Raw genomic sequence first — 22,029 nt, forward strand, 5'->3', positions numbered from 1 at the left:
CCAAACAACGCAAGCCCCGACTGTTCACACAGTTCTATTCAAAGGGCTTGCGTTGTTTGGTATTGATGCGTGGACTGAACTGTTGATGGCAAATGGTACGCGCTGTATAGGTTGCGTTCTACTGTGTACAGAAATGCTTACTATGTTATATACAGAGAGCGAGGCACAGCTACCCACATCTTACTTTCCTATATTATGAATACAGCACCCGATCTGCATCGCTTAATGTATACTGGGATGCCAAATAATCGCGACTTTCCTGTGCCAGACGGCGAATGCGCTCCATATCTACACCGACTAGCTTGCCGTGGCGTTTGACCGGACGACCTGCTACGAATACGGTATCTACATTGGACGCATTGGCGAATTGTACTACCGCGCCAACTGGATCAATGACCGGGAACAGATTCAGCTCATCTGTACGCAGCATGATCAGATCGGCGGCATGTCCCGGCTTCAAACGTCCGATGCGGTCATCCAGTCGTAGTGCGCGTGCACCAGCTGTTGTGGCAAATTCCAATGCCTGTCCAGCAAGCACATTCAGCTCGCCCGGCATTTGCCCCTCTGCTAGAATCTGTTCATTCACTCGTGCCCGTTCCGCCTGCAACGCAAATTTCATCTGGGCGAACAGATCGCCTGCGGTCGATGTCACGACATCTACACCAAGTGATGGAATCCCACCCTGCTCCAAGAAAAATCCTGTCGCCGGATAGCCATGTCCCATCATCATCTCCACTTCTGGTGTAACAGATAGCGAAGCACCAGCATCGGCGAGCATTTTGTATTCGTCGGTCGCCATTTTGTTGCCATGTACCATATTCAGATCGCTTCCTAGCAACCCGGCTTCATACAAGCGTGTCACCGAACGATCCTGTGCTCCCCAGTTCCCAAAGCCAATATGCATCGAACAAATGGCATTCAGCTCGCGCGCGATGCCGATCTCCTTCACCGTTGTATCCCAATGGCTGAATTCTGGACCACGAATCGCCAGTCCCATCGTCAGCAGCTGATCATCCGAAGCAAAATACTGCTTTTTCACCCGATATACATCATCCGAGATGACTAGCTTGCTGTCGCGGTTCCAATATTCTGTCTCACCATTCACTCCCACCGCAAATACTGCCCGAATACCGGACTCCTGTAAGCCGCGGATCAAAGCATCGGTATGTTCCGGTGAATAGGGCATACTCCAATCCAGCAATGTCGTCACCCCTGAGTGAAGCGCTTCCAATGAACCGAGCAGATTGGCAATGTAACTGTCCTGCGGACGCAGCTTACTACCCAATCCGCCATAGTACAGATTTTGCAAATATACTGGCAGTGACCAGTTCGTTCCTGCTGTGCGCACTAGCGACTCCCACACATGCCGATGCGTATCAACCAAACCCGGCAAAATAATCATGCCGGAAGCGTCAATGATTTCGTACCCGCCCGCATGCAGCTGAATATCCGGCGCAATCTGCTCAATGCGATTGCCACGAATCACGACATCTGCCCGCTTCAGCGAACCAAGTGAAGATTCCAGCGTCAACACGGTACCATTTTTCAACATATAACCTTCATTGTGCATGGAAAAGACCTCCTTGATCAATTGGATAATATAGATAATATGGATAAATAAGGTATACACTCTTATCATATCTTATACTAATTATAGTTACAATATAAAAGTTAGTATTATAACTTGCGAATTTGCGGATTGACTGGATTACTTCCACTTTGAAGTCCATATTTCATCATAAAAAAACCTGCTATCGCAACAGCGGCGATAGCAGGTTTACATATATACTGACATTCACATTGTGGTTATACATTCACACGATAATCGAAGAATCGCATTCGTTTGATCAACGTACGATACGATTGATGGTACCAACGCGTTTATTTTTATTTTACCGAACCGCGTGTGACGCCGCTAATGATCCATTTCTGAGCAAACAGGTAGATGATGATCATTGGCAACATCGCCAGCAGATAAGAAGCGAATGCCAGATTGTAGTCTGTGTTAAACTGCCCCTGGAAAATGTATTGTACGAGCGGTAGCGTATACATATTCTGGTCGCTAATGATGATGAGCGGTAGCAGAAAGTCATTGTACGTAGACAGACAAACCAGGATCCCTACCGTTGCATTGATCGGCGCCATCAATGGGAAAATGATCCGCCAAAATGTGCCCCACGTACTCGCACCATCCACTGTCGCCGCTTCTTCCAGTGCAACCGGAATCGAGCGTATATAGCCGACATACACAAACACGTTAAAGGCGAGCGCATACACGGTATGCAAAATCGTCAGCCCAACCAGATTGGTCATATGCAGCGCCGCAGTCAATTTGACAATCGGCAGCATAATGATTGGAAACGGAATAAACATTGCGCTGACAAAGTAGAAATACAATCCTTTGAAAAACTTGCTGCGCTCCATATTCCGTCCAATCGCATATGCGACCATGGAGTTCGTTAGCAGCGTCAGCAGTACAGTTGCCGTAGTGACCATCACACTGTTGCGGAACGCTTGAAAGAAATTCGTGACCTTGATCGCACTGGCAAAGTTGTCAAACCGCCATTGTGTCGGCAAACCGAACAGCGACTGTGCCATCTGCTGCGGGTCTTTTAACGCAATGGTCACCGCCATATACAGCGGAAACAGGATGATCAGCGTACCGAGTGCGACCAGAATATTGATCGGCCAATTCGTTTTGGAGTGTTCTCTCATTACATATCCATCTCCCTTCTTTGCAGGAAGCGAATTTGCAGAATTGAGATGATTGCGATCACGATAAAGTAGATCACCGAGTTCGCCGACTGGTATGCAAACTCTCCACCTTCAAACCCGCCGGTATAGATCAGAAACGAGATCGATTGCGTTGCGCGTCCGGGTCCACCGTTCGTCAGTGCGACGATCTGGTCGAACACCATCAGTGCATTTTTCATTGCAAGTACCATGTTGATCGTAAAAAATGGGGCGATCAGCGGAAACGTAATGCTCCAGAATTCGCGCCATTTCCCCGCTCCATCCAGACTCGACGCTTCGTACACATCGCTCGGAATCGTCTGCAAACCAGCGAGGTACAGAATCGTATTGAGCGCGATGCCCTGCCAGACAGCAACGATGACAACACCAAGCCAGGCGAGACTTTCGTTACCGAGAATGTTGGTGGATAGGGCGTTAATGCCCAGCGATTGTCCCCAGACGGTGAATACGTTTGAGAACAGATAGTTGAATATGTAGCCGACGATCAACACGCTGAGAATATTCGGCAAAAAGTAAATCCCCCGGAAAAAGTTGCGGAAGCGAATACTCGCATTCAGTCCCAGCGCGATCATCAGACTGAAAATGTTCACCAGTATGGTGACAACGACAGCGAATTTGATCGTAAACCAGTAAGCGTCACCGACTACATTGTCGGTAAACAGGTTGATGTAGTTACGTAGTCCGATAAAGTCGTACGTCTGACCGAAGCCGTTGTAATTGGTGAACGAGTAATACACGCCTTGGATTGCCGGTAAGGTCAGGAAAAGAAAGAACAGCAGTACGGCGGGAATCGTCATCCAATAGTAAGTGTACATGCGTTTGGACATAAATAACTCCTTTCTGCCTGGCTATGTGGAACAGATTTGGCTGGGATGCAGGGTGCGCTTCGGGAAGAGATAAGGGGACGGGACTCCGGTGGAGCCGCGGGAATCTTTTGGAGTGGGAAGGAATGAAGATTCCCGCAGCTCCAAGGTCGCCCTTACCCCTTATTCCCTTCCCTCCGCTCCGTGCATCTTGCCTCATGTTCCTGTAGCCTTGCTCGCCCTGCGGGCGTCGCGGGTGGTAGGTTGAGAGATTTAAAGATTAGAAATTAGAGATTTAGAGATTTAAAAACATTGGTTACTGGTGGGATTTGGAGATGTTCATTGGTCGTTTGGTGCTGGTCGATTGGTTTGGAACAGTTCGGATTCCAATTGGATAGGATTGATTATTCTTTAGATTGTTGTGTGCGATGAACTTTGGTCGTTTAGAGTATTGTTGTTGATCGTAGGTATGAGATAGGTACGACCACGATGCAATATACAATGGATTGAGTTTGACTAGCTGGCTCGGCGGGCGGCTACTTTATCCCATTCTTTGTCCAAGGTGCTCAGGAAGCCGTTGATGTCTTTGTTTTGTAGGAAGGCTTGGACGGTTGGGTTGAGTTGGACGGCGCTTGGGATGTAGTGGTCGACGAAATCGACGATTTTGCCTTGTTCAAAGTAGGGCAGCAGACCGGAGACGCTTTCGTCTTTTTGCTGCACACCGTCTACGGCGGAGAACAGGTTTTGTTGGTCGATGTATTGTTGACTGTTGGCTGGTTCCAGCAGGAAGGCGATGAATTGCTTCGCTTCTTCCGGGTGCTTGGTTTGGCTGGAGATGGTCAGCAAGGTGTCGACACCAGCAGTTAGTTTGTTTTGGGACTCGTCATCGCTGGCAGGCAATGGGAAGAAGCCTAGATTGATGTCTGGATTGACTTTGCGAATCTCGGAGATTGCCCAGCTGCCTTGAATGTACATGGCGGCTTCGCCGTTGCCGAATGCACGGTTGCCGTCGGCGTAGTTTTTGCCAAAGTTGTCGTTGTGACCGTAGTTCAGCAGCTCCAGCTGCTTTTTGGCGACTTCCTGATATGCTGCCTGGAAGGTCGTCTGGTTCTCGCGGCGTTCTTTGTAAAAGTCGATGCCGACGAGCGAGCCGCCCATATCGTTAAATGGCAGATTCGTTTGCCAATCATCCTTATAAGTAAAGTAGAAGGGGATCGTGCCGCCTGCTTTTGCTTTTTTAGCGGTGGCGATCAGCTCATCCCATGTTTTCGGTACGGACAGACCGAGCTTTTGGAAAATGTCTTTGTTGTAAATGACACCGCTCGCGTTGAGTGCGAACGGGACGCCAGTCACTTCCTGCATGCCGGTCACATCGTTCAGCATTTGTACGTATTTGGGTTCAACCTTTTGCAGCAAAGGATCGCCGGTCAGATTGAGGAAAATGCCGCTCTGGGCGAGCAGCGAATATGTATCGGTTGCACCCAAGCCGATAATGTCCGGCACATCGTTTTTGACTACGCGGGTTTTGAGTACGGTTTCGGCATCCGGTGGATTGACCTGTGTGACGACGATATTCGGATGCTGTTCATTGAATTTGGCAACCAGTTCGTCAAAGCTGGCTTTGGCTTCCGGTTTATTCTGGAAAAACTCCAGCTGGACTACATCGTTATTAGCGGCGTTACCGCTCGTGCAGGCAGAGAGTGTCAGCATAAGCAGCAGACCTGCCAGACATGCACTTCCCCATTTTCTCATATTCACATCCCCTTCAAGATTGATACATGCAGCGTTGTCGGTTACTACCATACCGTTATTGTAAAGCGCTTACAATATGCTTAAAGTGGCAAATTCTGTAGATACACATGAACTGTTGCGATATTTTGCACATTTTAAGCAATACTGTTTTCCTACACTAAGATAACCTTTTAGCAGTTTTAAGAAACCGTTTACAGTACATTTTTTGTTGTTTTGCCGAAAGGTAGAATTTCCCATTCGGCTGTTGACGAGTTTGCGCAATATGCTGAGATATGAAAGTAAAATTTATCCTTTTTAAGCAATGTAATATGAATCATAATCGTTCGCTAGAAATGGTAATAACCGCAGGCATTTTTTATTGCTGTCAGGAATGGTAAGATGAGAATGAGTCTGTTTTGAATGAGAGGAGTCTGCCAACGATGCAACCTATTCACCCGCTTGTATATGCCGGACTGGGCGCCGGGGTGGTTATTTATGTAATCGGACTGTTGCTGGTGCGACTGGTGCCGCAGCCGCGATTTTTCCGGTTTGTGCCGGGATTGCTCAGCCTGCTAGCGAGTCTGATTATCCTTTATTTAAATTTGAGTGTATACGCCAAATCCGCAGCATGGACAGGGCTGGCGGCATTTACGCTATCATTGATCGGGACATCGCTGATTGGGTTGGTGCTGTTGATGTTTCAGCTCTTTTATCAGCAGTCTAAAGGACGTGTCGGTTCGTAAAGTAGGCGCGTTATCGTGTGTGGATGTATGTTTACTACCTCATGGCTACCACTTGCTAAGACAGGTGCGCCGGGAAACTGCATCTGTTGGAGGTAAGCGAGATCGCTGTGGGGCATCGTTTTGCACTGTTTCATTTGAACATTGCGTTTGAAAGGTTCAAGCGCTTAGGAGATGATCGTATGGAAGCTTGGTTGATCGGTGGCGGGACGGCTGTTGTGTTGCTGCTCGTCAGTATTATTGTGAGTGTGCGGAATCGGAATTCGCGCAATATTCAGTTTATTCCTGGGCTGATCGGCGTGCTGATTGGTGCATTGTTGCTATTGTTCAGTCTGTTCCAGCCGGGTTGGGCGGGCTTTGGGTATTTGATCATGGCGATTCTGATCATTCTTGGTGCGCTGGCAACGCTGTTTATTATGCTCGTTGTAGGCAAACGGATTGCAGGTCAGCGGTAAATTACTGCCAAGATGAACAGTATCTTCATAAATGAGGGATTGGTACTTGTTTTGCTACATCGAAACACGTTGTGTCTAGAATTGCACCTAATAACAAAAGCGCGTTTTGTCCTGTTCAGCAGGTACAAAGCGCGCTTTTGTTATATTCTAGTGAACCGCATTAGCTTTAGAGATTGGCGACGTAATTTACAATGTATTGAATTCATTGGGTCATGGGATGCAGCGGATTTGTTGAACTTGTGGGAACAACGCTGCCATCCACCTTTATCCCCCAACTGCGCCTAGCTGTTCCTCATTGTAAAAGGTCATCCGGTTCTTGCCCGCACGCTTCGATCTGTAAAGCGCCTGATCCGCCATCCGTACAATCTCAATCGGATTGTCGCTGTCCGTTGGATACAATGCGCCGCCGATGCTGCATCCGATCATCACTTTCTGGTATTCCAGCATGAAGGGACGATTCAGCTGCTCGATGATGGCAGCGCCGTATTCCATCCCCTGTTGACGGGATTGCTCGTATGGCGTATGCAATACCACCAGAAACTCATCACCGCCCAAACGCACGGTAATATCGCCTTCGCGGGACAGATCGGTCAGTCGCTGCGCGACCTTTTGCAGCAAATGATCACCTGCTTGGTGTCCAAGTGTGTCGTTGACCTTTTTAAATCCATCCAGATCGATATACAGAAAGCACAACTGGCGTTTCGTATCATCCAGTGTTGCCAGCGCTTGCTCCAAATACTGCTCCAGCGCGTTGCGGTTCGGCAAACCAGTGAGATGGTCGTAATGCGCCATCGTCTGCATCTGCCCCAGCTCCACGTCTTTTTGCGTAATCGAATGAACCATGCGCTTGAGGGAACGCGACAGAATATTGATCTCCTGAAAACCGCCTTTTTCCGGTAGTTCTACATCTTCACCAGCAGCAAGGCGGTTGGCGCGATTGGTCAAACGGCGAATCGGCGCGGCGATCTTGCCTGCCGTAAACCAGCCAATTAGCGCAAACACCACAGCTGCGCCGATCGCTGCCAGCGTTGTAAAGCGGTTCAACTCCGCTACTGAAGCCAGCGCCGTAGATTCTGGCTGACGTACGAGTACGGTCCAGCCGAGACCTTTGTAATCCATATAACCATCACCGTAGGCGTATCCGGTCAGATAGCTTTTGCCGTCCGGCCACTGCTCCAGCCGCCAGCCCGACTGACCCGATTGCGCCAATGTCACACTATCGAGCGGTAATGATGTGCCCACCATATCGTCCGGGCCAAGCAGTACCGTGCGGTCGTTGCGACTAACGATGAACAGATCGACATCCTTCTCGTCATGGCGCAGCGATGTTAGCATGGAGCGCTTGATCTCGCGTGCCCATTCCCAGCTCATATGCGCTGCCAGAACGCCAATCGTACGTCCTGAATTGTCCGTGACTGGCAGACTGATATCGACAAATTGCAGCGGCTCCCCACTCGGATTCGGAAGCAATTTGGCAAGCAATACAGCATCGTGAACGTCACCGATAAACTTTTGCTTGATGCCCTGCTGATAGACGGGACGCTGCGACAGATCTTTTCCAAGCAAAATATTCCCGGTCGATGCCAGTACTTTGCCTGTTGTATCCATATAAGCAATCCATGAGAACGATGGAAAACTAGTTTGCAGCTGATCCAGCATCTCATGAATATCTTCTGTCTTCACATTGTCGATCAGCACGGGCAACCGCGCCAGCATGTCCATTTCCCCGGAACGCGTCCACATAAAATTGTCCAGCTTGTCCGCCGTATCATATGCCGTACTGGACAACGATTCCCCAATTTCATTCTTCACACTATGCGCCGCATACCGATTGAGCACTAGCCCAAGCGTCAACGACAAGACGAGCGACAGCACAATAAATGTAATCATCAAACCCGTACGCAGCTTCACTCCCATACCATTTCCCCCACCTATGTGTATGCTTGCTGTATAACTAATAGTAACTGTATCGGCGGGAGGTATAGTTTAATGAAGATTTGATTGTTGAAACATGTAGATTTTTGGGTTTATATGTCGAAAATTTCATTTAAATCAACACATGTATATATACTAGACAGCATTGTACAAAGCATTTTTTTACGTTACAGTTAATGCCTATAGAACAATATGGGAGGGATTACAATGGATGCAAAACAAGCCGCAAAAATTGCACTGAACTACTTCAAAGAATTGTTTGGGGGCTATGACTATACAGATATTCGGCTTGAAGAGGTAGAAAAAGAGGGGGATTCTTGGAATATTACGCTAGGATTTCTGGATCGCAATCAAGAAGGCTTTTCATTAGGGCTTCGTTCTAGAGCGTATAAATCGTTTAAAGTGGATTCTACGAGTGGAGAAGTTACTTCAGTGAAAATCAGAACAATCCAATGAATCAATATATTAGTCATCTGATCACAAAGCATAGAGCAACTGGCGTCTTGATTGATACTAATTTATTGATTTTACTTTGTACAGGAAGATACGATCCATCATTGATTGGTAGATTCAATCGAACAGATAGCTTTTTACTCGAAGATTATATTCACTTGAATCGTATCATTGAACAATTCAATACCATTCATACTACACCAAATATACTGACTGAAGTTAGTAATCTCGTTAATTTGAAAGGCAAGAAATTAGAGGAGTTCTCAAGATTCTTATCGACATTTATTGAAGAATCTATGGAATGTTATATTCCAAGTATTGATATTGCCAAAGATAATGCTTTTAGCACACTAGGTTTAGCAGATGCCGCAGTAGTTATGTCAGCCCAAAAATACTTAATTATTACAGTCGATCTTCCTCTATATGGATATTTGTCCAATCTCGGATTAGAAGCGATAAATTTCAATCATATTAGAGGTATCGGGTGGTTAAGATAATATATCGTAGTCTCACAACCTCAAATAAAGAAGCTACGTATCATTACGTAGCTTCTTTATTATTGCTCTGCTATTCAATATCTTTCAACACATCCAGCAGCATCTGCTTGAACAGTGGACGATCAATACCTTCGCATACGCGTACATTCGCCTGCTGACCAAGCCGTCCATTAATATCGACTACGCTATAGCCGCGCGTCCATTCGCCTTTCGTTTCCACATCGACAAAGTACTCATGCGACTCCGTCATCACGGCTTCATTCGCCGCCACTGCCATGAGCAGCGTATCGGGATGCGTTGTACCGTTCAGACGATGCACCTGCTTGTTAAATTGCATCACCACTCGATTCACATCGATAAAAAATTGCGAACCGGACGTGCCAAGTGCCTGAATTTCTGCATGATCGTCGTCATCCATCAAGGAATGGCGTGTACACATCTCCCAACCGACCATCGTCGTCGGGATGCCGGAGCGTAGAACGATATGCGCCGCTTCAGGATCGACATAGAAATTGTACTCTGCCGCCGGAGTAATATTGCCGAGTGCATTGTTCGTGCCACCCATTACGTACAAATGAGGGATTTTCGGTACGATGGTTGGGTCTTTTTGGATCGCCATCGCGATATTGGTCAGCGGCGCAATTGCCAGCAGATGGATCTCACCCGGATATTGATGCACCGTTTGAATTAGAAAATCCACGGCATGACCGTCTGCTGGACGCTGGATCGCTGGGGGAAAGTTGGAACCGCCCATACCATCGCTACCATGCACATCCTCCACTGTTCGATGATGCTCTGCATTCCATGTCGTTAGCAGAGGACGCTCACACCCTTTGTAGACTGGAATCTGTCCATGTTCGCCACCTTTGCCAGCAACTTGGATCGTATAGAGTGCATTTTCTACTTCCTGATCGAACTGCACGTTACCACCAGTCATCATAATGCCTTGTACGTCAAAATGATGTAGTGCAATCAAAATAGCGATCGTATCGTCGCCAGCGGTATCGGTATCAATAATAGCTTTGCGTAGAGTAGTCATAAGGTTCTCTCCTGTTCGGGTAAGGATGTAGTACATTTAGAGCTATGATATTGATTGGAATCGTATTGATTGGAGCTATAAGTAAGCTGTATATAGATGAATTGCATGTAGATACATTGCATATAAAGGTGTGACATGACTAGTTGCAGATAGGATGGATACCACCGTCATTCGTACTACGTTGTCTTTTCGCATATACACATTATTCATCTCGCAGTGCCAGACCAGTACGCAGCGCATATGCCCAATCCTGTCTTCCGCGAGATGCTGCCTGCAATGCTGCACGTTTCCAATCGTAAACGATAGAGCGATGCGTCACATTCCAGCGTCCGTCGGTATAATCCAGCACAGCGTACTGTGCATGTGGAACACGCGATTCCATCACATGGTCATACGGCAGATCGTCATGATAGGCGGGCAAGCCGACGCTGCCCGGATTGATGATCATACGTCCGTCAGGCAAATATTTGATGCTCGGCACATGAGTATGAGCACACAGAATCATGGGCTGCTCAATCCCGTTTAGCAGTTGAAGTAGCTCGTCATCGGAACGCCATTGCGTGCCTTGTGGCTCAATCTTTTCCAGTAAAGGCACATCGTCTACTGTCGGCTGAGCATGGCACATGTACAGGTGTTCTGTTGTACGAACCAGTGGCAATTCCAGCAACCATTGAATCTATTCTACACGTAGTTGCTCTATCACATAGTCAAACGTGACATTAGGCGGCGCAATCGGATCGGTACGCTTTTGGAACTGATTCGGTTCGTCAGCGACACTGGTTATGCCATTCTCCAACTCACGATCCTGATTGCCACGAATGGAGAGAATCGTACGATCCATCAGGCGCTGCGCGGTTTCTCGTGGATAGAGCGCTCCATATACACTGTCGCCCAGATTGTAAATGTCCGTAATGCCCTGTGCATCGATATCGTGCAATACGGCATCCAATGCAGCGATATTGCCATGAATGTCTGCAATGATGGCGATCGGTTGCCATATGGTTTCCCTCCATTTCGTGCTGTGCTTGCTGCTCATGAACAGACTATTATTTTAGCCAGTCTGAATAGAAATTCCGGTAGCCTTCTTTCATGATCCGACTCGCAAAGGTGCTGAACGCGTAGTCCCGGTTGTCCTGCGAATATCGGCGCGGCGAGGAAGCCGCCATATTGACCAGCTCAAACCAGTTACGCTCATTACCAGCAAAGGAATGTGTGGAGCTAATATGGTCGTAGCACGGATGCTCTGGCTTGACGACGATCTTGCCCATCGCAAGCGCTTCGGTCAGCGGCATGGCAAATGTATCGAAGCGAGAACAGCTCCAGTATACCTTTGAGCTATTCATCAGCTGAAACACCTCATCCTGAGACAACGCAAATTGTAACTTCACATTGGACGGAATATCGTATTTCTTCATACTTTCGCGGTAACGTTCGCCGCCGAATACCATATATACTTCCTTATCCGGGTTGCGACGCGCGTATTCGATCACCAGATCAGGACGACGATTGTCTTCATCTCTGCCGATCCATAAAATGCGATTCTCTACAACATCGTCAGGATTAAAATGAGCTTCCGCTAGTTGCTCACTAAAGCCGATCGGAATCACATCCACATTCGTCACATTAAATTGCGACGCCATTTGTCGTTTAAGAAACGGAGTCTGTACGACCGCCCGATCCACCATACTGTAAAATGGCTTCATCATCTCATACCCGGTCAGCGCTGGATCGGGGAAGCTGTGCGGAAATAGTACACTCTTGGGCAAAAACATCTTTAAAAATGTAAACCCGGACACCGTATACAGCACATGTTCCATGTTATGACTATGTATCTGATCCAGCACGATATCGTAGTTGACCAGATCGCCCTTCTCATGCTCATAGCCGGGCAGCCAATCGTACCCGCTCACATGGCGCTCTGGCGAAATAAACACCACTTCCACGCCCAATTCCGCACTCAACGCCTTCAGCCGTTCCGCGAACACCCGCGGTCCCTGATTCTCGGTAAACTGGATTTTGCGCATAACCAATCCGATCTTTGTCATAAATCTGTTCTTCCTCCCGTCTGCCTGCAATATTCATTACCACTATATCGAGTTTGCCGCCATCTGCCAACTGTCCGACTGGATCAGAACGCACCAATAGCCCTGTAAGATAAGACGAACATGATCTCACAAGGCTGTTGGTATTTCTATTGGGTCGTTCTGTTGCTCTGTTCCTACTCTTGTCATTGCTCCGTCACTGCCTTGTATCACACTATACTTTAAATCCCTTCAGATCGGGTTGTTGCAGCAATTTATAATACAGATTGGTCGCATCCAAGCCACCAGTTTCCGAGATAGCGAAGTATGGAATCTGCCCTGCCTGAATATAACCAATCGATTGATACAGCAGATTAGACGGATCGCCGTCCCGAGTGTCCAATACGAGCAATATGCGATCTGCTTGCTCCGCAGCCTGCTGTGCCTGCTCCATCAGCAGACGAGCGATGCCACGGCGACGAAACTTGGGATGCACCATCAGCTTGGCAATATCGGCGCGATGAGCCCCGTTCGGTTTGCCACATAGCTGTACCTGTACCGTTCCCGCCAGTTGTCCATCCACCTCAGCGATTAGCAAAATAACACCCGGTGCTAGGACGCCTTCCCAGTATTGCCCCGCTTCCTGCTCCGACAACGGCGGCAAAAATCCAATCGATGCTCCATCATGTACGACCGCAATCAGCATCTCCGTGAATGCTGCCAAGTGGCTGTCCAATTGCTCTAATACGCGAATCTGAACCGATGTTGTCATATGCCCTCTCCCCCATGCAGGACAATGACGAGCATTGTCCTGCTACTGTATCTCATATTTCGTTGCCATCAGCGCCTGTCGGTTCTGTGTAACACGATATCGTTAGTATAAAATCCAGCAACAACGAGAAAAAGGGCAAACCGACGACGATCCTTTTCCGCTTTTGTTATACATTGTCGTTGAAACTCAGGTCGTTCGCTACTGCATGCAACCGTCGCAGCTCATTTCCACAACCAGCTACTCTTCTTGCCGAAACCACAATCTGCCAAAATCTACCCAGCCGCGCTCATTGATCTGCACACCACATAACGAAGGATGGAAGACCATCGCCGCCGTTCGCTCTGTCAGAAATACACAGCTATACGTCTGACGAAGCTCGTCATGTACCGCATCCAGCCAATCACTGGCAGAGAACAAGCAAGTATCATCCAAAACCGTAGCATGTATATTGGCAAGCTGTTGTTGCTGATTATGATAACGATCGCACGTCCCATTGTGAGCATCATGTTCAGACAGCAAACGGTCAGTCCATGTCTGTAACCTGATCAACGAATCCGCAGGCAATAAGCGGCGAATCAAGCTATTGCTAGACTGGATATATTCCAGCTGACGATATAGCCCACCACTCACAACCGCTTCAAATAGTAGCAAATCCGCCTTGGCTAGCACAGATTCACTATTCAGCTCTGACCATGACACAACCTGTACAGACAAGCGAATACCGATTGCAGCATAAGCTTCGCGCAGCCAATACGCTGCCCGCTCATGCCGCTGAAAGGTGTACAAATGTAGCTCGCTACCATCATATGCAGATTGCTGTACCTGTTGTATGGCGTACTGTATATCAGTTTCTATTGGAAAAGGATCGTTAGCAAAAAGGGGCTTTCCACTGTTTGTGTGATCCGATTGCAAAGAAGCAGCACGAAGTGCATGTTTATGCCACTGTTCCGCTTGCATTGGTGGCAAATGATCGGCTGTACCACTCCCATCGTGCACGGTCAAACCAGTTGCTGGCATGCCATACGTATCACCCAGCTCCATCATCATCGCCAGACGATCTACTCCATAACAGAATGCTTGCCGCAACGCCTCATCCTTTGCCAGTATGCCATGTCTGCGGTTCAGCATCAGCATGGATACACCAGTCGGTGTCTCCTGACGTGGTAAATGGTCAAACACGGCGGTATCGAATTCTCCAGTCAACACGGTCAATACGCCCGGACGATAGCCAGAAGACGCCGACATCTCCTGCTCTGGTACGATCAGAATCTCAATCTCGTCCAGCAAAGCCCCTTGCCCGTAATATGAATCAAAACGTTCCAGCACACATCTGCCCGCCGTACGTTCAGTCAGCCGATACGATCCGGTTCCAATCGGCAGCGTAATAGTTTCAACAGCATCTATTCCCGCTGGCATAATAGAGGCACCGCTATGACTGAGCAATAGCGGCAACAGACGGTTCGGCTGAGTCAGTTCAATGATCACCTTGTGCGGATCGACGGCATGAATCTCGTTTACCGTGTGCATGAGCCAGTGATGCGCATAAGCTCCACTCATGAGCCGCTGCAAACTGGCAACCACATCATCCGCCGTCAACAATCGATCATCATGAAACCGCACATGCTTATGCAGATAAAAGCTCCATCTCGTCGCATCCGCATTGCCTTCCCAATGATGCGCGATACCCGGCTGCAATGAATCGGTCGGCACATCGTATTCCACCAACCGACTGTATACTTGGTATATCAATTGTGTATCAAATGCAAACACCGCATCCGCCGGATCGAGACATACAATCGGGCGATAAATCGGCAGACGCAGCGTCTCTTTTAGCAGCACCGATGAATCCTGATTCCTCTGATAACCCTGATATCCAAAATAACTGCCCAACCAGTCCATAAACACAGACTGCACCTCCACCGGAACTCCCGGCTGATGCAGCCAGTCAAACGCGCCCTGTACATCCCCATGCTGTACCCGTTCCTTCGCTTCATCCAGCACGACCTGCGCCAACGGTCGGCAAAAGGTCAATACCGACGTATGACCACGTCCACGACCGGATACAAATACAATCCAGCCCGCTTCCGTCAACCGAGAAGTGATCAGGCGAGCATTGCGCGACGTACAGCAAAGCGCCGTTGCCAGTTCTGCCATCGTGACATGAAACGCTTCATCCTGACCGCGTTGCTGCCAGAATAGTCTCAACCGCACATACTCTTCAGCAAGCCGCATGATCGTGCACCTCCCTATGTATGTTACGCATATCCGCTTTTACGTATCGTTAGCCACCGATGTATACACTGCTCCAAATGCTCTGTAGTCTCCATCTGCTGGGCAAGTAGCTGCGCTCGCGGCCAGATCGGTGGCTCCTGAAGTAGATCCTTTTGAATTAAGAGCAGCATCCAGATGGAGTACACGATGGCGTACACCAGATAATCCTGCTCAAATTTGGCAAAGGAAACATATTCGCTCGTCAGCCCGGCTGCCCCTCGATCTGGTGCAACTGGTCGATCTGATTCATTTAGCGCTAGATCAGTAAACCAGTAATGTTCCAGCAAGGAATGACGCAGCGACGGAGTCATACTACGCGGAAACAACGGATGGGATAGATCGAGCAGATGATACACATCCCAGAACAGTGAACCTATATGGCTATGTTCCCAATCCAGCACCATTAGCTGCCCTTGTGGATTGACGCCGTAATTGCCAGCATGCAGATCGCCATGCAGCAGCACAGCTCGCTGGGATGATAGGCGTTGTACCGTTTCAGCGATATCCTGTTGCAGCCAACGTAACCATATATCCGGTTGCTGACGGATGTCGTCTATCTCGGTTACATCTGTAGCAGAAGCATTCCATGAGGATACTCTACACAGCGCTGGCAATTGCAGCAATATCTCCTCAGCCTGCTGCCAGCGTGATATGACCGATGAGGCAATATCAGGCAACGGCGGTTTTTGCCCGACTTGCGGAAATGGTGTCAATCGACTCACATCCACCCGATGCCAGCACACCATCTGCTCCACGATCTGCAATAGCTGCTTGTCACTATGAACATGATTTAGCACACCGATATCCTCCATCACGATCCAGCGTAACGGATGAACGATAAAGGATGTAGTAAGGGACGCTTCATGTTCAGCGTTGGCTATCCACTGATGGATGCCAGCCTGTTCTTCTGCCGGAGCAGCACAGACGAGCAGTTGCGGATACCGGGGCGGCATGGGCAAGCTTTCCAGCAGTGGCAACACTTGTACATACGCTCGGATTTCGCGAAAGGAATCTTCTCCCTGCGGAAGTGGTTTGTAAATATAGCTGCTGCCATCTTCCAGCCAAAAGCGCTGTACCGAATGCCCATGCAGCCCTGTATAGATAACCTCGCTATGTATTGCCAGCTGCGGATCCAATTGACCGTCATGCTGCACAAGTTGTGTCCAATCAACCGACTTCATATACTTCACCTCCTACTAATTTTCCGTGTGCGTGTGCGTGTGCGTGTGCGTGTGCGTGTGCGTGTGCGTGTGCGTGTGCGTGTGCGTGTGCGTGTGCGTGTGCGTGTGCGTGTGCGTGTGCGTGTGCGTGTGCGTGTGCGTGTGCGTGTGCGTGTGCGTGTGCGTGTGCGTGTGCGTGTGCGTGTGCGTGTGCGTGTGCGTGTGCGTGTGCGTGTGCGTGTGCGTGTGCGTGTGCGTGTGCGTGACAATTGTAGCGTCGTACATACTCGCATGCCAATACGCTATGTTCAAAAAATCCCGTTGCCACTCCAACTTTATGTATTACTATATCACGCCCCAATATCGCTACACCAAACACAACCTGACACCGAACAGATATGCTCTACTCCATCGAAAAGAATTGTACATAGCAAAAAAAGGCATCTTCATTCGGATGCCCTTTTCGTAGATCTATGGATGAATCTCATGCCTGTATACATACTATGCAGATCAAAATTCCTCATACTCCGCCGGATCTTGATCCCATAGACGCTTGTTATCTTTGCTGAACGCGGAGATGGTTTTCAATTGCTCGTCCGTTAGCTCAAAGTCGAAGATATCCAGATTCTCGTGCTGATGCTCACGCGAACCAGCTTTGGGAATCGGAACAGCGCCGAGTTGCGTATGCCAGCGCAAAATGATCTGCGTCGGCGTCTTGCCGTATGAATCAGCGATTTCTTTGATCCCGGCATCCTCCAGTACACTTTCGCCGCGTCCGCGACCGAGCGGGCTCCACGATTCGGTAATAATGCCATGCTTGTCATTGGCAGCACGCTGCTCTGCCTGTTCAAAATACGGATGCAGCTCTACTTGATTCAGTACTGGTGCAACGCCTGTTTCTTTAATAATACGTTCCAGATGCTCCGGCAGGAAGTTGCTGACGCCGATGGAGCGAACATAGCCACGCTTCCGCGCTTCGATGAGCGCCTGCCATGCTTCTACATATTGATCCTGTTTCGGATTCGGCCAGTGAATGATGTACAGATCAAAATAGTCCAATCCTGTGCGCAGTAACGATTCCTCTACGGTTACAAGCGCTTCGTCGTATGCGTGGTGACGACCGGGCAGCTTGGAGCAGACACGCAGCTGATCGCGCGGAACCGAGCTTTCGCGCACAGCACGTCCAACCGCACCTTCATTCTCATAGTTAAACGCCGAGTCGATCAGTCGATAGCCGACGTCGATCCCCTGCTTGATGGATTCTACACCTTGATGACCGTTAAGTGAGTAAGTACCCAGCCCAATCGCTGGAATGTCCAGTCCGTCGTTCAGCTTCTTGGTTGGAACTTGGCTTGGCATATGATAATTCCTCCTTATCCGAATGGATTACTAGAATGTCCTACTCTAGCACTTTAAACATATAGGTATGCAAAAGAAACCCATCTTTTTACAATCAAGATGGGTTTCCGATATGGTTCAATCCGTATATACGTTTAGAACGATTGGCACAAGATGTGAATACAAGCTGATTTTTATTCGTTTAACAACGAAAAAAAACATCCATATTTCTCATATCCTTGCCAATTCAGCGCTTGATCGCCTTCGTCCAGAATCCGCCGTGAAACTCGCGCGGCTCTACCATGATGACAAATGCTTTTGGATCGATCTCCAAAATGTTCTTATACAAATTCTCGCGGTTTTTGCGTTTGGCGAGAATCTCCATCATGATGCGTTCGCCATCGCGACCGTGACCGATCCAGGCGGTGACGCCGTAGCCTTTGTCGCGCAGCACTTCAGCGAGACGATAATTCGGTGCGTCGCTGATTACTTTGACGGTAATGTAGCCGAGGGCAATTTTCTCCTCAATCCACGACCCTAGCAGAATGCCCATGCCGTAACCGACCGCATAGACGACCAGACTGACGATCTGATCCAGATAGCTGAGCACCATATTCAAGCCGAGCACATAAATGACAACCTCCACGGTGCCAATACTGGCTGCCACATACTTCTGACCTTTGAGTGTCAGAATCGTGCGCAGCGTATACGCCGTTACATACACAATCTGAATCGCAAAAATAAACAGCAAAATCGTAAACATGTCACCAAAACACCTTTCCGGGCATTCCCCTCAGCTTCGCGTGCGCAGCATATTCTCTGCGCTTGCACAAACCTTCCGTCAGAACAACACAATTCCACCAAAAATCATCTTATTTTTAGCTGTGGAACCGATAGACCGCCTGCGTCATCGTTCTCTTTTAATAGTAAAATAAGAACATAAGTTCCCTTATATGGAAACAATATCGCAAAAGGAGCTGAACATCATGTCCGTTACGCAACCGTTAAGCGAACAATACAGGCAGCGGCTACGGCAGGCATCCTGGCGGATGCAGTACCGCGCCAAAACCAGATTATATCATGAAAAGGTAAGTTTGAATGAGCAAATCCAGCCATTTCCCGTAAAAACGGATGAAATGGAGTCAATTGTCATGCAGGAATGGATGCATAGCCTGCCTTGGGAAAAAGCAAAGCAGATTATGATCGGTCTGTACATGGACGGTCACAACGAACAGGAGCTGGCAGACCAGCTGCAAATCAGTCAACAGGCGGTGAACCGATGGAAGCGCAAAAGCTTGCAATTCCTCTCTCAGACGAGCAATTTATGACCTTACTGCAACAAGCGCGTCAACCGGATGGACAGCAGGCAATGTTGAAACTGCTGGACTATTACGAGCCGGAAATGCGCCAGCTTAGTCGTTACATGCATATGGCACCCGAAGACGCGATGCAGTCGCTGCGACTGGAGCTAATTGAGCTGCTCAAGGAGCAGCCGCCAGTTGTGTAACATAGTCCGCGATATCCACCCGACAGCAACAGCAACAGCAACAGCAATAGCAATAGCAATAGCAATAGCAATAGCAATAGCAATAGCAATATGTGTCAGTATCGCTATGAATCCGGCAAAAATCAAGTTCATGTCCTCATCATTTGATACAATTTCTTCACGCTTCAATCACTGTATGTTCGTCAAGGCTCAAGCTTGTACTAACGCCGACAATTCGGCGGCGAAGACCTGTTCTTTCCGTTCATTAAAAGTAGATAACAGCACCGTAACGATACCAGTCTCTCTTCGTTTCGGCTGTACATCGAGCACCTTCACTACCGTATGCAACACATCGCCGGGACGTACTGGACGAATGAATTTGACGTTGTTCATAGCAGTTCCAGCGATCACGTCTTCGCCGTAGCTGCCAGTTTCTACCCACAATTTAAACGACACTGCCAGCGTCTGGATACCGGAAGCGATAATGCCGCCGAAACGTCCAGCACTGGCTTTTTCTGCATCCAAGTGCATATATTGCGGATCGTATTCTGTTGCAAACGCATGGATATTGTCATCTGTCATCGTTAATGTACCAGTCTCAAATGTCTGACCGATGTAAAATTCATTCAACTTCATCTCTCGCACCTCTTACGTATAGGATCTGTAGCAGGTCAATCGAACTCGGTTAAGTATGCGCGTCCTCTGTTATTTCCGTCAACTCTCTTGCGCACACCGCTACCAATCTCTGCTTGTACAGCAAAGGCCCCCTGCATGCAGGAGGCTTGTGGGTTTATTTAGGAGCATGTATCAGGGAGCGCATACTTCGATAGTTCCGAGATTATTTTCCGATCACGATTGTGGCGGTTGAAGCACTTCTTTTTCCACTTCTTCCGGCCAGTGCAGCTGTACGCCGCGATGCGTTAGCAGCTCCTGGTAGCGACTGACATGCTCGCTGGAAGCATACACCTCCTGCGGTGTCAATTCATTGGCAATCGCATATGCCGCTAGATACCCCGCCGCTTCACCAATATTCCACTCGACTGGATGTAGACGATAGCAGCCGCCAGCAATTTGGGTCATACTAATATTTTTGCAGGCAGGCAGCAAGTTTTTGACACGTACCGGAATAAGCGAACCTAGCGGAATCTCGAACGGATAATTCGGAATGTAAAAGGTACGGTGCGTCTTCACCGTCGGATGCAGATCGAGCGAATAGCTGCCGATGCCGACGCTATCTTCGTAGCGCTTGATTCCCTGTTCGCCGCGTAGCTCTTTGCTCACATCATGCTCGTTGATGGTGTACATGCCTTTGATCCGGCGCGATTCGCGGATATATGGCGATTTGGCAAGCCCATCTTCCGTACCGAGAATATCGCCGCGCAAACGGATACCCGGATAGCCTTTGCCACCATCTAGACGCGGTGCTTCGGTTTGCAGCCAATAGACGAGTGACAGCGTCAGCTGGCGCGCACTTTCCAGATTCGGTAGGCGTTCTTGTAATGGCACACCTGTCACTGGACCAGCGTAATAATCGTTCATCGCCCAATTGAGCAGACTGACTTCGGCGCTCAGCTGTTCCGTCCAGATCGCTGGATCGACGATGCGGCGGTAATCCCACAATGAAGTAACACCTTGCTCATTCGGGAACAATGTAAACTCCTTGAGCTTACTCGTATCGTTGGCATCTGTCGCATACCAGCTCAGAATCGGATACTCGGAAAAGGAAGGCTTGTATGCTTTCCAGTATTCGTACTGCTCTGGCTTGTCGATGGTAAAGTCGCCACCTTCGATATAATCCACTGCTGCCACATGGGTGATCGACTGCATATCCAGTGGCTCCGCTTCATCCAGCGCATGCGGCTCGTTCGTTTGCGATTTGGATTCAGCGCCGCTCACATACTCTGTACCGCTAAGTTCCAGCAGATCGCCTTCATCTGTACCGTCGAGATAGTAGGTGCCGATCAGTGTGGAATAGCGAGAATCGCAATCCCCGGTATGACGCACGGTTACGGATACAATCTCATCATGCGCCGTCACGGCTTCCACTGGTTCGGTATGGTATAGCACTTCAATGCGTCCAGTGTTGAGGTACACCGCCAGCATATCCTCCAGCACTTGTAGCGCAATCTTCGGCTCATGTGCCAGTCGACTCACCCAGCCATTGCCAGGATTGAGGATCGGATTTTCCAGCGCTTCTTCGGTCAGAGGATAGTTAAGACGATAATATTCACGCACCCGTTCCCGGAATTCGATAAACGTTCCCGGCGCGCCGATGCCTTTTTCAATCCAACGATGTTCATCTGGCGGCACTGCCTGTGAGGTGAGCTGTCCGCCAATCCAGTCTGTTGGCTCGGTCAAAATAACCTTCAAGCCCTGACGGGCAGCCGCCAGTGCGCCCAGCGTACCGCCGAGACTTGCACCGATGACGATAACGTCCGCTTGTAATGTGCGGTAGCCGGTTGGCGGCTGATTCGTCGTTTGCAAAATCGATTGCTGTGTATGGGAATGATGATGTTGACTCATAATTTGGTACTCCTTTCGGCTGATCATGTAGTAGTTATGCTAGAAATGAAA

22 protein-coding genes are annotated in these 22,029 nt (G+C 48.8%); 6 read left to right on the top strand and 16 right to left on the bottom strand.

The genetic code is table 11. The annotated features are described in order from the left end of the window. Positions 1 to 193 precede the first annotated feature (193 nt). The 4 genes from ACDE64_RS21925 to ACDE64_RS21940 all read right to left on the bottom strand — a co-directional run bounded on the left by ACDE64_RS21925 (position 194) and on the right by ACDE64_RS21940 (position 5,309). Positions 194 to 1,570, bottom strand: coding sequence for an amidohydrolase family protein (locus ACDE64_RS21925; RefSeq protein ID WP_411348300.1), 1,377 nt, complete (start codon positions 1,568 to 1,570; stop codon positions 194 to 196). Between the two features lie 317 nt (positions 1,571 to 1,887). Further along, entirely contained in the window at positions 1,888 to 2,715 is an 828-nt protein-coding gene (locus ACDE64_RS21930; RefSeq protein WP_411344189.1) for a carbohydrate ABC transporter permease, read from the bottom strand. Continuing rightward, on the bottom strand, positions 2,715 to 3,581 hold the full coding sequence (locus ACDE64_RS21935) for a carbohydrate ABC transporter permease (protein WP_411348301.1): 867 nt from the start codon (positions 3,579 to 3,581) through the stop codon (positions 2,715 to 2,717). The genes ACDE64_RS21930 and ACDE64_RS21935 overlap by 1 nt, the downstream gene beginning before the upstream one ends. A 492-nt stretch (positions 3,582 to 4,073) precedes the next feature. Continuing rightward, positions 4,074 to 5,309 (bottom strand): ABC transporter substrate-binding protein, encoded by a 1,236-nt coding sequence (locus ACDE64_RS21940; protein WP_411348302.1) that lies wholly within the window; start codon positions 5,307 to 5,309, stop codon positions 4,074 to 4,076. 419 nt (positions 5,310 to 5,728) lie between these two features. On the opposite strand from ACDE64_RS21940, the gene ACDE64_RS21945 reads away from it, so the two are divergent. Both ACDE64_RS21945 and ACDE64_RS21950 read left to right on the top strand, forming a co-directional pair. After that, positions 5,729 to 6,031, top strand: a complete 303-nt coding sequence (locus ACDE64_RS21945; RefSeq protein ID WP_411348303.1) for a hypothetical protein — start codon at positions 5,729 to 5,731, stop codon at positions 6,029 to 6,031. A 179-nt stretch (positions 6,032 to 6,210) separates the two neighbouring features. Then, positions 6,211 to 6,483 (top strand): YesK family protein, encoded by a 273-nt coding sequence (locus ACDE64_RS21950; protein ID WP_411348304.1) that lies wholly within the window; start codon positions 6,211 to 6,213, stop codon positions 6,481 to 6,483. A gap of 264 nt (positions 6,484 to 6,747) precedes the next feature. On the opposite strand, the gene ACDE64_RS21955 is transcribed toward ACDE64_RS21950, so the two are convergent. Further along, entirely contained in the window at positions 6,748 to 8,400 is a 1,653-nt protein-coding gene (locus ACDE64_RS21955) for a diguanylate cyclase domain-containing protein (protein ID WP_411348305.1), read from the bottom strand. 225 nt (positions 8,401 to 8,625) lie between these two features. Here ACDE64_RS21955 and ACDE64_RS21960 point away from each other — a divergent pair, with 225 nt between their 5' ends. Together ACDE64_RS21960 and ACDE64_RS21965 are read left to right on the top strand one after the other, a co-directional pair. Next, complete coding sequence (locus tag ACDE64_RS21960; RefSeq protein ID WP_411348306.1) at positions 8,626 to 8,874, top strand: hypothetical protein; 249 nt, start codon at positions 8,626 to 8,628, stop codon at positions 8,872 to 8,874. After that, entirely contained in the window at positions 8,871 to 9,368 is a 498-nt protein-coding gene (locus ACDE64_RS21965; RefSeq protein WP_411348307.1) for a PIN domain-containing protein, read from the top strand. Before ACDE64_RS21960 ends, ACDE64_RS21965 begins: the two co-directional genes overlap by 4 nt. Before the next feature lie 70 nt (positions 9,369 to 9,438). On the opposite strand, the gene ACDE64_RS21970 is transcribed toward ACDE64_RS21965, so the two are convergent. The 9 genes from ACDE64_RS21970 to ACDE64_RS22010 form a co-directional block, all read right to left on the bottom strand. Beyond that, positions 9,439 to 10,407: a nucleoside hydrolase gene (locus tag ACDE64_RS21970; RefSeq protein ID WP_411348308.1), complete on the bottom strand. Its 969-nt coding sequence runs from the start codon at positions 10,405 to 10,407 to the stop codon at positions 9,439 to 9,441. A gap of 202 nt (positions 10,408 to 10,609) precedes the next feature. Then, the gene (locus ACDE64_RS21975; RefSeq protein ID WP_411348309.1) at positions 10,610 to 11,065 is read right to left on the bottom strand and encodes a metallophosphoesterase family protein; all 456 of its coding nucleotides are present in this window, start codon (positions 11,063 to 11,065) and stop codon (positions 10,610 to 10,612) included. Between the two features lie 18 nt (positions 11,066 to 11,083). Next, complete coding sequence (locus ACDE64_RS21980; RefSeq protein ID WP_411348310.1) at positions 11,084 to 11,443, bottom strand: metallophosphoesterase family protein; 360 nt, start codon at positions 11,441 to 11,443, stop codon at positions 11,084 to 11,086. Positions 11,444 to 11,453: 10 nt separating this feature from the next. Beyond that, on the bottom strand, positions 11,454 to 12,452 hold the full coding sequence (locus ACDE64_RS21985; protein ID WP_411348311.1) for a glycosyltransferase: 999 nt from the start codon (positions 12,450 to 12,452) through the stop codon (positions 11,454 to 11,456). A 211-nt stretch (positions 12,453 to 12,663) separates the two neighbouring features. Further along, positions 12,664 to 13,200 carry a GNAT family N-acetyltransferase gene (locus tag ACDE64_RS21990; RefSeq protein WP_411348312.1) on the bottom strand — a complete coding sequence of 179 codons (537 nt, stop codon included), beginning with the start codon at positions 13,198 to 13,200 and terminating at the stop codon, positions 12,664 to 12,666. Between the two features lie 237 nt (positions 13,201 to 13,437). After that, positions 13,438 to 15,432: an ABC transporter substrate-binding protein gene (locus tag ACDE64_RS21995; RefSeq protein WP_411348313.1), complete on the bottom strand. Its 1,995-nt coding sequence runs from the start codon at positions 15,430 to 15,432 to the stop codon at positions 13,438 to 13,440. A 23-nt stretch (positions 15,433 to 15,455) separates the two neighbouring features. Further along, complete coding sequence (locus ACDE64_RS22000) at positions 15,456 to 16,652, bottom strand: phosphotransferase family protein (RefSeq protein ID WP_411348314.1); 1,197 nt, start codon at positions 16,650 to 16,652, stop codon at positions 15,456 to 15,458. 489 nt (positions 16,653 to 17,141) lie between these two features. Further along, complete coding sequence (locus ACDE64_RS22005) at positions 17,142 to 17,990, bottom strand: aldo/keto reductase (protein WP_411344203.1); 849 nt, start codon at positions 17,988 to 17,990, stop codon at positions 17,142 to 17,144. A 226-nt stretch (positions 17,991 to 18,216) separates the two neighbouring features. Continuing rightward, positions 18,217 to 18,732, bottom strand: coding sequence for a DUF2179 domain-containing protein (locus ACDE64_RS22010; RefSeq protein WP_367063596.1), 516 nt, complete (start codon positions 18,730 to 18,732; stop codon positions 18,217 to 18,219). A gap of 223 nt (positions 18,733 to 18,955) precedes the next feature. Between ACDE64_RS22010 and ACDE64_RS22015 the strand changes: the two genes are divergently transcribed. Both ACDE64_RS22015 and ACDE64_RS22020 read left to right on the top strand, forming a co-directional pair. Then, on the top strand, positions 18,956 to 19,297 hold the full coding sequence (locus tag ACDE64_RS22015) for a sigma-70 family RNA polymerase sigma factor (protein ID WP_411348315.1): 342 nt from the start codon (positions 18,956 to 18,958) through the stop codon (positions 19,295 to 19,297). Next, positions 19,294 to 19,476: a hypothetical protein gene (locus ACDE64_RS22020; protein ID WP_411344205.1), complete on the top strand. Its 183-nt coding sequence runs from the start codon at positions 19,294 to 19,296 to the stop codon at positions 19,474 to 19,476. The genes ACDE64_RS22015 and ACDE64_RS22020 overlap by 4 nt, the downstream gene beginning before the upstream one ends. Before the next feature lie 189 nt (positions 19,477 to 19,665). On the opposite strand, the gene ACDE64_RS22025 is transcribed toward ACDE64_RS22020, so the two are convergent. Then, entirely contained in the window at positions 19,666 to 20,091 is a 426-nt protein-coding gene (locus ACDE64_RS22025) for a MaoC family dehydratase (RefSeq protein WP_411348316.1), read from the bottom strand. Positions 20,092 to 20,304: 213 nt separating this feature from the next. Further along, a complete protein-coding gene (locus ACDE64_RS22030) occupies positions 20,305 to 21,978 on the bottom strand; it encodes an FAD-dependent oxidoreductase (protein WP_411348317.1) in 1,674 nt (557 codons plus the stop codon). Positions 21,979 to 22,029 lie beyond the last annotated feature (51 nt).

Origin of the sequence: Paenibacillus sp. WLX2291, from assembly GCF_046603665.1 — a bacterium.
Taxonomy (GTDB): domain Bacteria; phylum Bacillota; class Bacilli; order Paenibacillales; family Paenibacillaceae; genus Saccharibacillus.

Bases quoted from the DNA above. Each gene is read 5' to 3' on its own strand.
- ACDE64_RS21990 (WP_411348312.1), bottom strand. From the start codon at position 13,200: ATGACAACATCGGTTCAGATTCGCGTATTAGAGCAATTGGACAGCCAC.
- ACDE64_RS22015 (WP_411348315.1), top strand. From the start codon at position 18,956: ATGTCCGTTACGCAACCGTTAAGCGAACAATACAGGCAGCGGCTACGG.
- ACDE64_RS21995 (WP_411348313.1), bottom strand. From the start codon at position 15,432: ATGCGGCTTGCTGAAGAGTATGTGCGGTTGAGACTATTCTGGCAGCAA.
- ACDE64_RS21940 (WP_411348302.1), bottom strand. From the start codon at position 5,309: ATGAGAAAATGGGGAAGTGCATGTCTGGCAGGTCTGCTGCTTATGCTG.
- ACDE64_RS22025 (WP_411348316.1), bottom strand. From the start codon at position 20,091: ATGAAGTTGAATGAATTTTACATCGGTCAGACATTTGAGACTGGTACA.
- ACDE64_RS21950 (WP_411348304.1), top strand. From the start codon at position 6,211: ATGGAAGCTTGGTTGATCGGTGGCGGGACGGCTGTTGTGTTGCTGCTC.
- ACDE64_RS21985 (WP_411348311.1), bottom strand. From the start codon at position 12,452: ATGACAAAGATCGGATTGGTTATGCGCAAAATCCAGTTTACCGAGAAT.
- ACDE64_RS21980 (WP_411348310.1), bottom strand. From the start codon at position 11,443: ATGAGCAGCAAGCACAGCACGAAATGGAGGGAAACCATATGGCAACCG.
- ACDE64_RS22000 (WP_411348314.1), bottom strand. From the start codon at position 16,652: ATGAAGTCGGTTGATTGGACACAACTTGTGCAGCATGACGGTCAATTG.
- ACDE64_RS22030 (WP_411348317.1), bottom strand. From the start codon at position 21,978: ATGAGTCAACATCATCATTCCCATACACAGCAATCGATTTTGCAAACG.
- ACDE64_RS21925 (WP_411348300.1), bottom strand. From the start codon at position 1,570: ATGCACAATGAAGGTTATATGTTGAAAAATGGTACCGTGTTGACGCTG.
- ACDE64_RS21960 (WP_411348306.1), top strand. From the start codon at position 8,626: ATGGATGCAAAACAAGCCGCAAAAATTGCACTGAACTACTTCAAAGAA.
- ACDE64_RS21965 (WP_411348307.1), top strand. From the start codon at position 8,871: ATGAATCAATATATTAGTCATCTGATCACAAAGCATAGAGCAACTGGC.
- ACDE64_RS21935 (WP_411348301.1), bottom strand. From the start codon at position 3,581: ATGTCCAAACGCATGTACACTTACTATTGGATGACGATTCCCGCCGTA.
- ACDE64_RS21930 (WP_411344189.1), bottom strand. From the start codon at position 2,715: ATGAGAGAACACTCCAAAACGAATTGGCCGATCAATATTCTGGTCGCA.
- ACDE64_RS21945 (WP_411348303.1), top strand. From the start codon at position 5,729: ATGCAACCTATTCACCCGCTTGTATATGCCGGACTGGGCGCCGGGGTG.
- ACDE64_RS22005 (WP_411344203.1), bottom strand. From the start codon at position 17,990: ATGCCAAGCCAAGTTCCAACCAAGAAGCTGAACGACGGACTGGACATT.
- ACDE64_RS22010 (WP_367063596.1), bottom strand. From the start codon at position 18,732: ATGTTTACGATTTTGCTGTTTATTTTTGCGATTCAGATTGTGTATGTA.
- ACDE64_RS21970 (WP_411348308.1), bottom strand. From the start codon at position 10,407: ATGACTACTCTACGCAAAGCTATTATTGATACCGATACCGCTGGCGAC.
- ACDE64_RS22020 (WP_411344205.1), top strand. From the start codon at position 19,294: ATGACCTTACTGCAACAAGCGCGTCAACCGGATGGACAGCAGGCAATG.
- ACDE64_RS21955 (WP_411348305.1), bottom strand. From the start codon at position 8,400: ATGGGAGTGAAGCTGCGTACGGGTTTGATGATTACATTTATTGTGCTG.